Annotated in this window: 13 protein-coding genes; 5 read left to right on the top strand and 8 right to left on the bottom strand. The window is 71.6% G+C overall.

The features are described from left to right. The first annotated feature begins 9 nt into the window (after positions 1-9). Positions 10-1098, top strand: a complete 1089-nt coding sequence (locus tag AC5JJ1_RS13060; RefSeq protein ID WP_495785539.1) for a TRAP transporter substrate-binding protein — start codon at positions 10-12, stop codon at positions 1096-1098. A gap of 9 nt (positions 1099-1107) precedes the next feature. Here AC5JJ1_RS13060 and AC5JJ1_RS13065 read toward each other — a convergent pair whose 3' ends face one another. The 6 genes from AC5JJ1_RS13065 to AC5JJ1_RS13090 all read right to left on the bottom strand — a co-directional run bounded on the left by AC5JJ1_RS13065 (position 1108) and on the right by AC5JJ1_RS13090 (position 7847). After that, the gene (locus AC5JJ1_RS13065) at positions 1108-2739 is read right to left on the bottom strand and encodes a GMC family oxidoreductase (RefSeq protein ID WP_495785540.1); all 1632 of its coding nucleotides are present in this window, start codon (positions 2737-2739) and stop codon (positions 1108-1110) included. A gap of 26 nt (positions 2740-2765) precedes the next feature. After that, positions 2766-3557 (bottom strand): 2-keto-4-pentenoate hydratase, encoded by a 792-nt coding sequence (locus tag AC5JJ1_RS13070; protein ID WP_495785541.1) that lies wholly within the window; start codon positions 3555-3557, stop codon positions 2766-2768. A gap of 23 nt (positions 3558-3580) precedes the next feature. Continuing rightward, the gene (locus AC5JJ1_RS13075) at positions 3581-4591 is read right to left on the bottom strand and encodes a zinc-binding alcohol dehydrogenase family protein (RefSeq protein ID WP_495785542.1); all 1011 of its coding nucleotides are present in this window, start codon (positions 4589-4591) and stop codon (positions 3581-3583) included. Next, entirely contained in the window at positions 4588-5754 is a 1167-nt protein-coding gene (locus AC5JJ1_RS13080) for an epoxide hydrolase family protein (RefSeq protein WP_495785543.1), read from the bottom strand. The genes AC5JJ1_RS13075 and AC5JJ1_RS13080 overlap by 4 nt, the downstream gene beginning before the upstream one ends. 90 nt (positions 5755-5844) lie before the next feature. Beyond that, on the bottom strand, positions 5845-6762 hold the full coding sequence (locus AC5JJ1_RS13085) for a glycosyltransferase family 2 protein (RefSeq protein ID WP_495785544.1): 918 nt from the start codon (positions 6760-6762) through the stop codon (positions 5845-5847). Beyond that, the gene (locus AC5JJ1_RS13090; RefSeq protein ID WP_495785545.1) at positions 6759-7847 is read right to left on the bottom strand and encodes a glycosyltransferase family 2 protein; all 1089 of its coding nucleotides are present in this window, start codon (positions 7845-7847) and stop codon (positions 6759-6761) included. The genes AC5JJ1_RS13085 and AC5JJ1_RS13090 overlap by 4 nt, the downstream gene beginning before the upstream one ends. 320 nt (positions 7848-8167) lie before the next feature. Here AC5JJ1_RS13090 and AC5JJ1_RS13095 point away from each other — a divergent pair, with 320 nt between their 5' ends. The 4 genes from AC5JJ1_RS13095 (at position 8168) to AC5JJ1_RS13110 (ending at position 13308) form a co-directional block, all read left to right on the top strand. Beyond that, entirely contained in the window at positions 8168-9613 is a 1446-nt protein-coding gene (locus tag AC5JJ1_RS13095) for a UbiA family prenyltransferase (RefSeq protein WP_495785546.1), read from the top strand. Positions 9614-9624: 11 nt separating this feature from the next. Beyond that, complete coding sequence (locus tag AC5JJ1_RS13100; RefSeq protein WP_495785547.1) at positions 9625-10986, top strand: FAD-binding protein; 1362 nt, start codon at positions 9625-9627, stop codon at positions 10984-10986. Next, complete coding sequence (locus AC5JJ1_RS13105; RefSeq protein ID WP_495785548.1) at positions 10983-11726, top strand: SDR family NAD(P)-dependent oxidoreductase; 744 nt, start codon at positions 10983-10985, stop codon at positions 11724-11726. The genes AC5JJ1_RS13100 and AC5JJ1_RS13105 overlap by 4 nt, the downstream gene beginning before the upstream one ends. A 145-nt stretch (positions 11727-11871) precedes the next feature. Then, positions 11872-13308: an oligosaccharide flippase family protein gene (locus AC5JJ1_RS13110; protein WP_495785549.1), complete on the top strand. Its 1437-nt coding sequence runs from the start codon at positions 11872-11874 to the stop codon at positions 13306-13308. An 18-nt stretch (positions 13309-13326) separates the two neighbouring features. On the opposite strand, the gene AC5JJ1_RS13115 is transcribed toward AC5JJ1_RS13110, so the two are convergent. Together AC5JJ1_RS13115 and AC5JJ1_RS13120 are read right to left on the bottom strand one after the other, a co-directional pair. Further along, on the bottom strand, positions 13327-13608 hold the full coding sequence (locus AC5JJ1_RS13115) for a hypothetical protein (protein WP_495748548.1): 282 nt from the start codon (positions 13606-13608) through the stop codon (positions 13327-13329). A gap of 39 nt (positions 13609-13647) precedes the next feature. Next, positions 13648-14529: a polyphosphate kinase 2 family protein gene (locus AC5JJ1_RS13120; RefSeq protein WP_495785550.1), complete on the bottom strand. Its 882-nt coding sequence runs from the start codon at positions 14527-14529 to the stop codon at positions 13648-13650. Between the last annotated feature and the right edge of the window lie 2 nt (positions 14530-14531).

Genomic DNA, 14531 nt, shown 5'->3' on the forward strand with positions numbered 1-14531 from the left:
GAGATACGCATGGAACGCCGCATCCTCGCGGGCGGGATCGCCGGTCTTGCCGGCGCCGCCTCGCTTGCCGCCCCCAACCTCGCCAGCGCGCAGCCACGCATCCGCTGGCGCTGCCCGAACAGCTTCCCGAAGACCCTCGACACCCTCTACGGCGCGGCCGAGATCGTGGCGCGCCGGGTGCGGGAGATGTCGGACGGCGCCTTCGAGATCACCGTCTCCGGCCCCGGCGAGATCGTGCCCGCGCTGCAGATCATGGATGCGGTGGGGCAGGGCTCGGTCGAGTGCGGCTTCACCTCCAGCCTCTTCTACTTCGGCAAGGATCCGAGCCTGGCGATCAGCACGACCCTGCCCTGGGGGATGCCGAGCCGGGCGATGTTCGCTTGGCTCAACTACGGCGGCGGGCGCGACCAGCTGCGCGAGGTGTTCCGCGACCAGGGCGTGGTCGCCATCCCCGCCGCCTGCACCGGCGCACAGATGGGTGGCTGGCTGAAGAAGGAGATCCGCGCGCCGGAGGACCTCCGAGGGCTGAAATTCCGCATCGCCGGGCTTGGCGGCAGCGTCATGGCGAAGCTCGGCGTCGTCGCCCAGCAGATCGCGCCCGGCGACATCTACCCGGCGCTGGAGCGCGGCGTGATCGACGGCGCCGAGTATATCGGCCCCTATGACGACGAGAAGCTCGGCTTCGGCCAAGTGGCGAAATACTACTACTACCCCGGCTTCCAGGAGATCGGGCCCAGCACCGACTTCATGATCAACCAGCGGGTCTGGGACGCGCTGCCGAAGCCCTACCAGTCCATGCTGGAGACCGCCTGCGCCGAGGCCTGGCATGCGACGACGGCGAAATACGACGTGCTGAACCCGCCGGCGCTGCGGCGGCTGGTGGCGGCCGGCACCCAGCTCCGCCCCTATCCGCGGGAGGTGATGGCGGCGCTCTACAAGGCGGCGCAGGAGCTCTACGCGGAGCTCGGCGCGCAGAATGCCCGCTTCAAGCGCATCCACGAACATTGGGACAAGTTCCGGCTGGAGCAGGTCCAGTGGTTCCGCGTGGCCGAGGACAGCGCGGCGAACTTCGTCGCCGTGACCACGGCGCAGCGCTGACCGGACCCGTCAGGCGGCTTCCGCCGCCTGGCGCCCGAGGATGAAGTCCGCCGCCCGCTCCGCGATCATCAGCGTGGTCGCATAGGTGTTGGCAGAGGGCATGCTCGGCATGATCGAGGCATCGACGACGCGCAAGGCCTGCATGCCATGCACCAGCAGCCGGTCGTTCACCACCGCGGTCGGGTCGGTCTCCGGCCCCATGCGGGCGGTGCCGATCAGGTGGTAGGTGGTGCTGCCGTTGCGCTTGGCGAAGTCGAGCAGCTCGTCATCCGTCTGCGCCTGGGGCCCCGGCAGCGTCTCGGCCTCGAGATACCGGCTGAGCTCCGGCGTGTTCAGCATCCGCCGCACCAGCCGCATGCCGCCGAGATGCACGCGCACATCCATCGGGTCGGAGAGGTAGTTCGGGTTGATCACCGGGTCCTCGAAGACATCCGTGCTGCGCGCGGTGACCCAGCCGGTGCTCTCCGGCCGGTGCTGCCAGGCGCCGGCGGTGACGCCCGGATAGTCATCCAGCACATAGACTTTGCCCTCGACATAGGAGCCGGGGGTGAAGACGCATTGCAGGTCCGGCACGTCGAGCCCCTCGAAGCTCTTCCAGAAGACATGCACATGGGAGGGCGCGACGGCCAGGATGCTCGGCCGGCGCAGCCCCCAGCGGGCGATCTGCATCCCGAGCTTCACGCCGCGGCCGAGCTGGTTCAGCGTCTCGACGCCCGGCTTCGCCCGCATGACGAAGCGCGAGGCGTAGTGGTCGCGGAAATTGGCGCCGACGCCGCGCAGCGCGTGCACCACGGGCACGCCGAGCCGCTCCAGCAGGTCGGCGGGGCCGACGCCCGAGACCTGCAGCAGCCGCGCCGTGTTCACCGTGCCGGCGGAGAGGATGACCTCGCGCCGCGCCCGCACCTCGCGCGGCGGGGCGCCGCGGGCGGCGAGGTAGCGGATGCCGACCGCGCGCTTGCTCTCGAAAAGGATGGCGCTGGCCCGCGCATTGGTCCGCACCTCGAGGTTCGGCCGCTTCATGGCCGGCTTGAGGAAGGCCCGCGCCGCCGAGACGCGCCGCCCGTTGCGGATCGCCCGCTGGAAGTAGCCGACGCCCGCTTGGTCGCCGCTGTTGTAGTCGCGGGCGCGAGGGATGCCCAATCCGACGCAGCCCTCGATGAAGGCCTCCGAGACCGGGTGGATCCAGTCCATGTCGGTGACGGGGATGCCGTCCTCGTTCCGCCCACGCGACTCGTCGCCGTCGCCGATGCGGTTCTCGCTGCGCCGGTAGTAGGGCAGGCAGTCCGCATAGCCCCAGCCGCGGTTGCCGCGCTGCGCCCAGTTGTCGAGATCCGCCGGCTGGCCGCGGTTGTAGACCATGCCGTTGACCGAGGAGGAGCCGCCGAGCGTCCGCCCCTGCGTGGTGCTGATGCGCCGCCCCCCGGTCATCGGCAGCGGCTCGGTCTTGAACTGCCAGGTGACGCCTGGGTCGACCAGCGTCTTGATGAAGCCGGCGGGGATGTGGATGAAGGGGTTGCGGTCCGGCGGCCCTGCCTCCAGCACGCAGACGGTGACGCGCGGGTCGGCGCTCAGCCGGTTGGCGAGGACGGAGCCGGCGGCGCCCGACCCCACGATCACATAGTCGAAGCTGTCGGCATCCATGGGCGGCGTCCTGCTGATCCGTCCCCTCAGGCTATAAACCGAACCCCGACGCTGCCAAGCCGCCCGAACTCCGCCCGAACCGCATCCCCTGGCCGGATCTCGAGCGGCACCATGCAGGTGCCCGTCGTCACATAATGCCCGGCAACGAGGCCAGGCCCATGGCCCGCCAGCTCATTCGCCAGCCAGGTCAGGGCGATGCGCGGGTCGCCCAGCACATTGGCCCCGATCCCCTCGCGCCCGTAGCGCCCGCCGACCTGCGCGCTGACGGGATGGGCGGCGAGGTCGACCTCGCGCCAATCCGCCGGCGCCTCGGGGCCGAGGACGAACTGATGGGCGCATGCATTGTCGGCGATGAGCTGCGGGCCGCCCGCCGTGGCGAAGTCCTCGAAGCGGCTGTCCGGCACCTCGATGCCGAGATGCAGCGCGCCGACCGCCGCCATCACCTCGGCCTCGGCATAGGGCGCCGGCCTCGGCGGCAGGTCGCGCGCGAGGCGGAAGACGAATTCCGGCTCCGCGACCAGCATGGCATTGGCGCCGAGCGGCACGGCGGCCCCATCGGCGAAGACGCGGCTGGCGAGGATGCGGCCGGCGAGCGGACCGTCCACCCCGATATGCGCCTGCCCGGCCTTGCTCGTGGCGGCGATCTTCCAGCCGAAGAGCGGCCGCCCGTCGCGGCCCTCCAGCCGGGCCTGAATCGCGTAGCCCTCGGCCCGGCTCGCCGGCCGCATCGGGGCGGGGAGCGCGGGCAGGCGGGTTCCCTCCCGCCAATGCTGCCAGAGCAGCGCCGCGGCGGCCTCGGCCGCGCCGTCGTCGAGCATCCTCGCCTCTCCCAAGCCTGCCGTCAAAATCCTTCAAGCACGATCTTGCCCCGCACGCGTCCCGCCCCGATGGCGGCATGGGCGCGGCGCAGGTTCCCGGCGGTGATCCGGCCGTAATGCTCCGGCGCGGCCGGGCGCAGGACGCCACCGTCGATCAGCGATGCCGCCTCGGTCAGGATGGCGTGCTGGCGCTCCATATCGGCGGTGCGGAACATCGGCCGGGTGAACATCGCCTCCCAATGGATTGAGACGCTCTTGAACTTGACAAGACGCAGGTCGAGCGGCTCCGGGTCGTCGATCAGCCCGAAGCGGCCCTGCGGCGCGATCAGCTTGGCGATCTGGGCCCATGCGGCGGCATCGGTATGGGTCGAGAAGACGTAGCGCACCGGGCCGAAGCCCTTCACCTGCGCGGCGAGCGGCTGGCCGTGGTCTACCACCTCATGCGCCCCGCACGCGCGCACCCAGGCGGTGCTCTCGGGGCGGGAGGCGGTGCCGATGATCCGCAGCGAGGTCAGCGCCCGCGCCAGGGCGATGGCGATGGAAGGCACCCCGCCGGCGCCCCCCAGCATGAGCAGCGACTCGCCTGCGCCACCGCCACGGGGGATCTCCAGCCGGTCGAACAGCATCTCCCAGGCGGTCAGCGTGGTCAGCGGCAAGGCCGCCGCGGCGGCATGGGAGAGCGTCGCGGGCTTGCGCCCGACAATCCGCTCGTCGACCAGTTGCAACTCGGCATTGGAGCCCGGACGGTCGAGGACGCCGGCGTAGAAGACCGCGTCGCCGGGGCGGAAGAGCGTGCAGTCCGGCCCCACCGCCTCGACGATGCCGGAGGCGTCGTAGCCCAGCACCCGGGGCGCCTCGGCCGAGGCCTCGAAGACGGCCCGGCTCTTCGCATCCCGCGGATTGACCGAGACGGCCTGCACCCGGACCAGCAGGTCGCGGCCTTCCGGCACGGGCGGCGCCGGGAGGTCGAGGTCCTGGAGCGAGCGCGGGTCGGCGATCGGCAGGCCGCGCTCGGTATAGCCGACGGCCTTCATGCGGCGCCCTCTCGCAGCGGCCGGAAGAAGGCGGCAATCTCCTCCGCCAGCGCCACCGGCTGCTCCATGGCGGCGAAATGCCCGCCGCGCTCCATCGGCGTCCAGCGGCGGATGTCGGTATAGGTCCGCTCGGCGATGCTGCGGGGCGGGCGCCGGATCTCCTTCGGGAAGGCGGCATAGCCCATCGGCACATCCACCGTGCGCCCCTCCGGGATCGGCCAGGCTCCGTGCAGCCGCGCGTAATAGGGCCAGAAGGAGGCACCGATGCAGCCGGTGAACCAGTAGAGGGCGATGTTGGCGAGCAGGCGGTCGCGCGGATGCACGCTCTCCACGTCGCCGTCGCAATCCGACCAGGCGCGGAATTTCTCGACGATCCAGGCGGCGAGGCCGGCCGGGCTGTCATTCAGCGCGAAGGCGAGCGTCTGCGGCCGCGTGCCCTGGATCCACTGGTAGCCGGTCTCCTCCCGCGTCCAATAGGCAACCTCCTCGAGGTAGCGCCGCTCCTCCGGCGTCGGGTTTTCGGGCGGCGGCTGGTCGGGGCGGAGGGAAAGCAGGTTGAGATGGATGCCGACCAGCTTCTCCGCATGCGCCACGCCGAGGCGGGAGGCGGTGAAGCCGCCCCAGTCGCCGCCCTGCGCGCCGAATCGCTCATAGCCGAGCACCCCGGTCATCAGATGGGCGAGGCAATCCGCCACCGCCTCGATCGGGAAGCGCGGCTGGCCGGGGCGGAAGGAAAGGCCGTAGCCGGGCAGCGAGGGCACGACCACGGTGAAGGCATCCGCCGGATCGCCGCCGAAATGCGCCGGGTCGGTGAGGCGCGGGATGATGTCGAGGAACTCGAAGACCGAGCCGGGCCAGCCATGCATCAGCAGCAGCGGCATCGGCGCCGGCCCCTGGCCGGGGACGTGCAGGTAATGCAGGTCGATGCCATGGAGGGGGACGGTGAATTGCGGGAAGGCGTTCAGCCGCGCCTCGGCATGGCGCCAGTTGAAGCCGGTCTGCCAATAGGCGAGCAGCCCGCCCAGGTAGTCGACATCCGTGCCGGTGGCCCAGGGCTCGCCCGGCGGCTGGTCGGGCATGCGGGTCAGGGCGAGGCGGGCTTTGAGATCGGCGATCGCCTGGTCGGGAATCTCGAGGCGGAAGGGCCGGGGGGTCGGGACCATGGTGTCCTCCTGCGCGCAGGCGAGCGCGAGGGGCGGCGCGCGTCAAGCGATGGAACGCTTGGCGATGCATCGCGGCCGGGCAGGGCGGCCTCAGCGCGGCGCGGCATTCTCCGGACTCGCCGGCCGCCCGGCGGCGACGCCGGCCAGCCAGCGGTCGCGGTAGCGGATGCGCAGGCGCCGCGGCGAGGGCGGCATCAGCCGCATCCCCTGCGCGGCGACGCGGTAGACGACGCGGCGGAGGATGTCCTTTGGCGTCCCGCCGCCGGCATAGTTGCGGCCCTCGCCGACGCCGTAGCGGAAGGCGCGGTCGAGGATCCAGCCCTCCTCCATCTGCTCCGGGCGGATGATGTGGCGGACGCGGGCCGAGGCCTCGAACCAGCCGCGGTGCCCGGCCGCCTCCAGCCGGCGCAGCAGCTCCGTCTCGCTGCCCATGGCGTAGAGCGGGTTGGTGCCGTCCGGCCCGACATGCTCGGCGAAGCGGGTGCCGGCGCGGAACAGGTCGGCGCGGATCGCCATGTTCGGGCCGAAGATGTCGGCGAAGCCGCAGGGCCCGCTCGGCCGCCGCTGCTGCGCGTAGAGCACGCTGAACTCGACGACCGCCTCCGACAACCAGTCCGGCTTCGGCCGCGGCCAGTCGGGCAGCACCGTGCCGCCGAAGAGGTCCGCCTCGGAATGCTGGTCGGCCGCCGCCTGCAGGCGGACCAGCCAGTCCGCATCCGGCAGCACGTCGTCATCGGTGAAGACGGCGAGGCGGCCGGCGAGCTCCGGCAGGGCGAGGTTCAGCGCGCGGTTCTTGCCCGGCTTCGGGCAGGAGAGGATGGTCAGCGGCAGCCGCCCGGCGAAGCCCTGCAGCACCTCCGGCGTGTTGTCGCCGCTGCCGTTGTCGATAACGACGAGCTTCCAGCCGCCTTCGGGCGAATCAAGCCCGGTGAAGGCTTCCAGCACGCGGGGAATGGCCTGCGCCCGGTTGCGGGTGGCGAAGAAGACGGTCAGGGCAGGCTCGGTCATCGATGCGTCTTGCCGGCTTCATCGGCGCGGGCACCGATGTCGAGGGTCGGGATGATCGGCTCGGCATCGCGCCGCAGCAGCGCGCGCAGCAGCCGGGCCGGCAGCGTGCGCTTCCTGTGCTCGCCCATCAGCGCCATGCGGGTGAAGCCGCGCGCATAGGCGAGGCGCCAGCGCAGCCCGAGCAGCGCCGTGCTGCCCGGCGGCAGCAGCGCCGTCGGCAGGGTGATGGCCTCCACGGCGAGGCGGCGCGGCAGCTCGCGCCAGACCTGCCCGGGGGCGCCGAGGATGCGCCGCGTGGCGACCGTCGAGGCGCCCTGCCAGTAGAGCCGGTCGAGCAGCCATTCCGGCCGCAGGCGCTTCGCCTGGATCTGGTGACGGACCACGATCCGGCTGTCGTACCAGGCGGAGAAGCCGCGGTCCTGCAGGCGCCAGCCGACCTGAACATCCTCGTCGGAGAGCAGCAGCTTGCCGACGCGCCCGAGGCGGTCGGCGAAGCCGCCCATCTCGAGCAGCGGCCGGCGCTGCACGATCATGTTGACGCCGTAGGGCTCGAGCCCCTGCGGCACCTGCGGCGTGCGGAACTCGCCCTCGCCCTCCCATTCGATGATGGAGAGCACGCCGCGCAGGCTTTCCGGCCACCAGTCCGGCAGCGGCGCCTCCCAGACCGGCAGCACGCGGCCGGCGAGCACGCCGGGCCACGGGTCGCGCCGCGAGGTGACGTCCTGGATGCGCTCGATCCAGTCCGGCATCGCCAGCGCGTCGTCGTCGAGATAGGCGATGAAATCCGCGTCGCTGGCCTCGGCGCCGCGGTTGCGCGCGGCGCTGGCGCCCGGGCGGTCGACGCGCAGCAGCCGCGCATTGGGCAGCGGCCCGACCATGCTGGCCAGTTCCTCGCTCACCGAGGCGCTGCAGCAGCTGTCGACGACGATGATGTCGAAACCGTCGGACCCGACCGTCTGCTGGCGCAGGCTCTCGAGGCAGGTGCGCACGTAGTGCGGCCGGTCATGCGTGACCAGGCAAGCGGTGACGCTCGGCACGCGTCCGGCGGATGGCGGTGCCGCCCCGCCCGGGTGTGTCGCTGTCATCCTCACCTCGGCAGTGACCGTATCCCGCATCCGCCATCATGTCCCGGAAGTCGCCGGAAAATAGGTGTGATAGGCATGTGAAGGAAAGGTCGCGTCGCCCTTTCGACGCCGGGGAGGCAGTCACTTTGCGTTGCGCGCGCACATCGTAATGCCGGCGCGCCAGGGTTGCATGCAGCCGGCGAAAAAACGGTCAATCCTTGGTGTCCAAACCGGGACGTTTCTGCGTGATGGCACGGGTCTCACGCCAATGGCATTACCCGAAACGGGGGGCGGGTGGGATTTTGCACTGCGTCAAATGATCGGGTTGCTGAATGCAAGGCGTGCAGACGAGCGAGGCGCTCCCTGGAACGAAGCGGCTTCTGCCGCTGGCCGTCGATCTCGACGGGACGCTTCTGGCGACCGATACGCTGCATGAAGGGCTGGTAGAAGCGCTGCTGCGCAGCCCGGGCGCCTTCCCCGGCCTATTGCGCAGCCTGCCGGAAGGCCGCGCCGCCTTCAAGCGCCGCGTCAGCCGCCAGGCGCCGGCCAATGCGGCGGGGCTGCCGCTGCGGCAGCCCTTCCTCGACTGGCTGCGCGAGCAGCATAGCCTCGGCCGCGAACTGCATCTTGTCACCGCCGCCGACCAGGCGATCGCCGATGCGGTCGCCGCGCATCTCGGCCTGTTCCGCAGCGCGACCGGCAGCGACGGCACGCGCAACCTGCGCAGCGAGGAGAAGGCGGAGTTCCTCCGCCGCTCCTTCCCCGGAGGCTTCGCCTATGCCGGCGACAGCCAGCACGACCTGCCGGTCTTCGCCGCCGCCTCCGAGATCGTGCTGGTCAATGCCAGCGCCGCCACCGCGGCCGCCGCGCGGGGCCTCAACCCGGCCGTCATCGCCGAATTCCCGCCCGAGGGCTCGAGGCTGCGCACCTGGCTCGGGGCGCTGCGCCTGCATCAGTGGTCGAAGAACGTCCTGGTGCTGGTGCCCCTGCTGCTCGGGCACAAGCTGCACGATTCGACGGCGATCCTTCATTGCGTGCTCGGCATGCTGCTGCTGAGCCTCGCCGCCTCGGGCACCTACCTACTGAACGACCTGGCGGACCTCAACGCCGACCGGCAGCACCGCAAGAAGCGGCATCGCGCCATCGCCTCGGGCCGCATCCGACCGCTGCATGCGCTGGCGGCCGCGATCGGGCTGATCGTCTTCGCGCTACTGGCGCCGCTGCTGTTCCGGCCGATGCTCTCCGTCGCCATCATCGGCTATTGCGGCCTGTCGCTGCTGTATTCCGGCGGGCTGAAGCGCATCGCGCTCGTCGACACGCTGACCATCGCCGCGCTCTTCACCATGCGGCTCTGCCTCGGGATCGAGCTCGCCGACGTCCCCTATTCGCCCTGGCTCGTCGCCTTTGCCAGCTTCTTCTTCTTCTCCCTCGCGCTCGCCAAGCGGCATTGCGAGCTCATGGAGGCGCGCGACGGCGGCGGCCTCGCCCGGCGCGGCTGGGAAGTGGAGGACTGGCCGCTGACGCTCGGCTTCGGCGCGGCGGCAGGGCTCGGCGCCCTGCAGATCATGATCCTCTATGTCGCCAACGACGCGCTGCCGTCGCGCATGTACTCGCATCCTGCCTGGCTCTATGTCGCGCCCGGGGCGGTCGCCCTCTGGTTGATGCGCATCTGGCTGCTCGCGCATCGCAAGCAGTTGCAGCATGATCCGGTGGTGTTCGCCTTGCGCGATCCCTGGTCCTGGGGCATCGGCACGGTCGCCGCCACCGCCATCGTCCTGGCGCTGTAGGACAGGAAGGCATGCCCGATACGCTGGCCGCGCGCGCGGCAATGCGCACCATTGGCTGGAAGCAGACGTCGTTGCAGGGCTGGGGCCGTTCGAGCCTCAGCCCCTGCCTCGCCGCGCGGCCGGAGCGGCTGCGCGAGCTGCAGGCCGCTCTCGATGCGCCGGAGGGGCGGACGCTCATCGCCCATGGCGGCGGGCGGAGCTATGGCGACGCGGCGCTCAACACCGATGGCGCGGTGGTCGTCACCGGGCGGCTCGACCGCATCCTCGGCTTCGATCCGGCGACGGCCGAGCTGATGGCGGAGCCGGGCGTCACCTTCGCCGACCTGCTCGAGGTCTTCCTGCCGCGCGGCTTCGCGGCGCCGGTCTCGCCGGGCACCTCCCATGTGACGCTCGGCGGCGCGCTGGCGAATGACGTGCACGGCAAGAACCACCACCAGGCCGGCAGCTTCGGCGACCATGTGCGCTGGTTCGACCTGCTGCTGCCCGATGGGCGGATGCAGCGCGTCTCGCCGGAGGGCGACCCGGCCCTGTTCCAGGCGACGGTTGGCGGCATCGGCCTCACCGGCCTCATCGCCGCGCTCTGCCTCCGCCTGATGCGCGTCCCCTCCAATGCGCTCACGGTACACCGGCGGCGGGTGCGGGACCTCGACGACTTCCTCGCCGGCTTCGAGGCCGCCGCCGGCGCGACCTGGTCGGTCGGCTGGATCGATGCGCTGGCGGGCGGCGCCTCGCTCGGCCGCGGCGTGCTGGAGACAGCGGAGCCGAGCGAGGCGGGGCTCGAGGCCCGCCCGCCCAGGGCACGCCGCTTCCCCGTCGATGCGCCGGGCTGGCTGCTGAACGGCATGAGCGTCCGCGCCTTCAACGAGCTTTACTGGCGCCGCGTGCCGCCCTCCGGCCAGGAGGTGACGGTGCCCTACCGGCAGTTCCTCTACCCGCTCGACGCGGTCGAGGGGTGGAACCGCATGTATGGCAAGCAGGGCTTCCGCCAGTTCCAGTGCGTGGTGCCGCCCGGGCCCGGCGAGGCGGCGCTGCGCCGGCTGCTGGAGACGGTGGCGGAGGGCGGCGCCGCCTCCTTCCTCGCCGTGCTGAAGGTGATGGGGCCGGAAGGGCAGGGGATGCTGTCCTTCGGCATGCCCGGCTACTCGCTGGCGCTCGACATCCCTGCCCGGCCGGGCAGCGAGGCCCTCTTCGCACGGCTGGAGCGCATCACCCGCGATGCCGGCGGGCGGATCTACCTGGCGAAGGACAGCCTGCTCTCGGCCGAGGGCTTCGCCGCCATGTATCCGCGGACCGCTGAGTTCCGGGCGGTGCGCGAGCGGGTCGATCCCGACCGGCGGCTGTCCTCCGACATGGCGCGGAGGCTCGGCCTGTGAGCGAGACCTGGCTGATCCTCGGCGCCTCCTCGGCGGTGGCGCGGGCCTTCGCGCGGGAGGCGGCCTCGCATGGCGCGGCGCTGCTGCTCGCCGGGCGCGACATGGAGGATCTGGATCGCCAGGCCGCCGACCTCGCCATCCGCCACGGCGTGGCGGCCATGCCGATGCGCTTCGAGGCGGGCGACCTCGCCAGCCATGCCGGATTCGTCGCCGAGTGCCGGCGCCGGGCGGGCGATGGCCTGCTCAACGTCTTTCTCGCCTTCGGCGTCATGCCGGACCAGGCGGAGGCGGATGCTGACCCGGCAGTCGCCGCCGGCATGGTCGAGGCCAATTTCACCGGCGCCGCCTCGGTGCTCGGCGCGCTCGCCCCGGTGCTCGAGGCGCAGCGGGGCGGCAGGGTGGTGGCGCTCGGCTCGGTCGCCGGCGACAGGGGGCGGAAGCGCAATTTCCTCTACGGCGCCACCAAGGCGGCGCTGCTCGTCTATCTGCAAGGCTATGCGGCCCGGCTGTCGGGCGCCGGCGTCCGGGTGCTCTGCATCAAGGCCGGGCCGGTGGATACGGCCATGACCTGGGCCCTGCCGAAGCTGCCCTTCATGGCCTCGCCCCGCGGCTTCGCAGCGGCGGCCTGGCGACGGGCGGGGAAGGGCGGGGGCAGCGCCTACCTGCCCGGCATCTGGTGGCCAGTGATGACCATCATCCGGCTGCTGCCGACACCGATCTTCAACCGCCTGAACATCTGACCCGCGCCGGGCCGCAACGAATGCATCTCGCCGAATACTCTATTAATATGCATGGAACACCGAGGACATGGATGGCGCAAGGAATGGCGCGGTTGACGAACGAGGACCGGGCTTCGCCCTTGGCGGCAGCGGGCAAGGGCGGCCGATGATCGGGGGGGGGCGACGGGCGCTTCCCGGCCCGGGCTCGCCCGCCTGGGTGGCGGCGGAGACGCTGGGCGCGGCCGCCTTCTCCCTGGTCGGCCTGCTCTTCATCGCCCGGCTGATCGGGCCGGAGGCGGCGGGCATCGGGGCGATCGCGGCCAGCGCCTTCCTCACCATCGACTTCCCGATCGCCGCCCTCTTCGGCGACGCGCTGCTGCAGCGGCGGGACCTGGAGGAGCGGCACCGGTCTTCCGCCCTCTGGGCGACCATAGGCGTGGCGCTGATCGCGCTGGTCGGCCTCGGCCTTGCCGCGCCGCTGATCGCGCATGCCATCGGCGCGCCGATCCTCACCGACATGATCCATGTGCTGGCGCTGCTGCTGCCCTTCTCCGCCTGCTCCGGGTTGATGGCGGCGCTGGCGCTGCGGGCGCGACGCTACCGGCTGCTGGCGCAGCGGGTGCTGATCTGCCAGCCGCTCTCGGTCGGGCTCGGCATGCTCGCCGCCCATGCCGGCTGGGGCTCCTGGGCAATGGTGGTGCAGCAGGCGGCGGCGACGCTCAGCGTCTTCCTCCTGCTCAGCCTGCTGTCCGGCTGGCGGCCGCGGCTGATGCTCGACCGCGCGGCGATCAACGACCTTTGGCCCATTGCCGGGCCGCAGATCCTGGCGCTGCTGGTGCTGAACGGGCGCTACCGCATCTTCATCCTCGTCCTCGGCACGCTGGTGGCGGAGACGGTGGTGGCGGTGACGCACATCGCCTTCCGCCTGCTCGACGTCTCCATGTCGGTAGTGGCCGGCGCCTCCTCCCGCCTTGCCATGCCGCGCCTCTCCGCCCTGCAGCATGACCGGGATGCGATGGCCGAATGCTATGGCGACTTGGCGCAGCTCCAGGCGCTGATCGGCCTGCCGATCGCGGTGGGCCTCGCCATCACCGCGCCGCAGCTCGTCACCCTGCTGATGGGCGGGCCCTGGGTAGCGGCGGCCGAGCCGGCGCGGCTGGTGGCGCTGGCGGCGGTGCCGGCCTTCCTCATCGGCCCGGCGCCGGCGCTCTGGCTGGCGCTCGGCCGGACGCGGATGAACCTCATCACCCAGCTCATCGCCTTCTCCGTGCCGCTGGCGGCGCTGCTGATCATCCGGCCGACGGATGCCGCCGGGGCGGCGGTCTGCTGGGTGGGCGGGACGCTCGCGGTGGTGCCCCTGCAGGTGATCCTCGGCCTGCGCGCGCTGGACCGGCCGCTGCGCTGGCTGGGGGCGCAGCTCATGATCCCGCTGGTGGCGACCGCCGCCATGGCGGCGGTGGCCCTGCTGGTCGCCGAGCATGTGCAGGGCAAGCCGGCGCTGACGGCGATCGTCATGATCGGCGGCTGCGGGGCGACGACCTATGTCGCGATGCTGGCGCTGCTGCTGGGCGGCCGGTGGCCGAGGGCCCTCAGGGAGGCCTGATCCGGGCCTTCCCCCGCCTCAGATGAACTGGCCGCGGAGGAAGCCCAGGGCCGGCAGCGGGGTCCATTTCCGCGGCAGCTCGGCCCGGGTGATGGGTGCCACGCTGTAATGCGGCACCGGCTGGCGGCTGCGGCGGAGGAAGTCCTCATAGGCCTTCACCTGCTGCGCCCGCCAGTCGCGGTCGGCCAGCGCCGCGGCGCGGCTCCGATACACATCGGCCACGCGGTTGGTGCGCCCGACCGTGGCGTAGACGGCCCAGAGACGGTCATCGTCGCGGCCGACGGGGAAGAGGTCCCTCACACCGCATAGGTCGCAATCGGCGCGGCGCGGGTCAAGGCCTCAGCCCAGTTCCCTTCGGCCTTCCTCGAGCCGCGCGCGCTCCTCCTCGGTCACCGCCGGGTAGTGCAGGTCGAGCGACTCGAGCGTCTGCGCCAGCGCCTCCGCCACCACCAGCCGGGTGAACCACTTGTTGTCCGCTGGGACGACGTACCAGGGTGCCGCCGGCGTCGCCGTCGCCCGGATCGCCTTCTCGTAGGCCTCTTGGTAGGCGTCCCAGTGGCGCCGCTCGGCGATGTCGCCGAACTCGAATTTCCAGTTCTTCTCCGGCTCCTCAATCCGCTTCAGGAAGCGCTCCCGCTGCTCGTCACGGCCGAGATGGAGAAAGAACTTCACCACCACCACACCCTGCCGGCCGAGATAACCCTCGAAGGCGGCGATGTCGGCCAGCCGCTCCTCCCAGATGCGCCTGGTCCGCAGCGCGGCGGGCAGCTTCTGCCGCTCCAGCACCTCAGGATGGACGCGGGCGACCAGCACCTCCTCGTACCAGGAGCGGTTGTGGATGCCGATCTGCCCCCGCCCCGGCAGCGCCTGCATATGCCGCCAGAGGAAGTCGTGGTCGAGCTCCACCGGCCCTGGCGCCTTAAAGCTGGTGGCGTGGCAGCCCTGCGGGTTGACGCCGGTGAAGACGTGCTTGATCGCGCCGTCCTTCCCCGCCGCGTCCATCGCCTGGAAGAGGCAGAGCACCGCCCAGCGGTCCTGCGCGTAGAGCATGTCCTGCAGGCCGGAAAGGCGCTCCACCCCCTCCTGCAGCAGCTCCGCCGCCTTCTCCTTGCCAAGGTCGAGCCCGGCGGTGTCGCCGCTGTCCCAGTCCTTGAGGTGGAAGCCCTTGCCCTGCTCCACCCGGTAGCGGGCGACCAGCTTGCGGCGCTGCTTGGCATCCATGG

This window comes from Belnapia sp., from assembly GCF_059504005.1.

Bases quoted from the DNA above. Each gene is read 5' to 3' on its own strand.
- AC5JJ1_RS13100 (WP_495785547.1), top strand. From the start codon at position 9,625: ATGCCCGATACGCTGGCCGCGCGCGCGGCAATGCGCACCATTGGCTGG.
- AC5JJ1_RS13060 (WP_495785539.1), top strand. From the start codon at position 10: ATGGAACGCCGCATCCTCGCGGGCGGGATCGCCGGTCTTGCCGGCGCC.
- AC5JJ1_RS13085 (WP_495785544.1), bottom strand. From the start codon at position 6,762: ATGACCGAGCCTGCCCTGACCGTCTTCTTCGCCACCCGCAACCGGGCG.
- AC5JJ1_RS13120 (WP_495785550.1), bottom strand. From the start codon at position 14,529: ATGGATGCCAAGCAGCGCCGCAAGCTGGTCGCCCGCTACCGGGTGGAG.
- AC5JJ1_RS13080 (WP_495785543.1), bottom strand. From the start codon at position 5,754: ATGGTCCCGACCCCCCGGCCCTTCCGCCTCGAGATTCCCGACCAGGCG.
- AC5JJ1_RS13090 (WP_495785545.1), bottom strand. From the start codon at position 7,847: ATGACAGCGACACACCCGGGCGGGGCGGCACCGCCATCCGCCGGACGC.
- AC5JJ1_RS13070 (WP_495785541.1), bottom strand. From the start codon at position 3,557: ATGCTCGACGACGGCGCGGCCGAGGCCGCCGCGGCGCTGCTCTGGCAG.
- AC5JJ1_RS13110 (WP_495785549.1), top strand. From the start codon at position 11,872: ATGATCGGGGGGGGGCGACGGGCGCTTCCCGGCCCGGGCTCGCCCGCC.
- AC5JJ1_RS13075 (WP_495785542.1), bottom strand. From the start codon at position 4,591: ATGAAGGCCGTCGGCTATACCGAGCGCGGCCTGCCGATCGCCGACCCG.
- AC5JJ1_RS13065 (WP_495785540.1), bottom strand. From the start codon at position 2,739: ATGGATGCCGACAGCTTCGACTATGTGATCGTGGGGTCGGGCGCCGCC.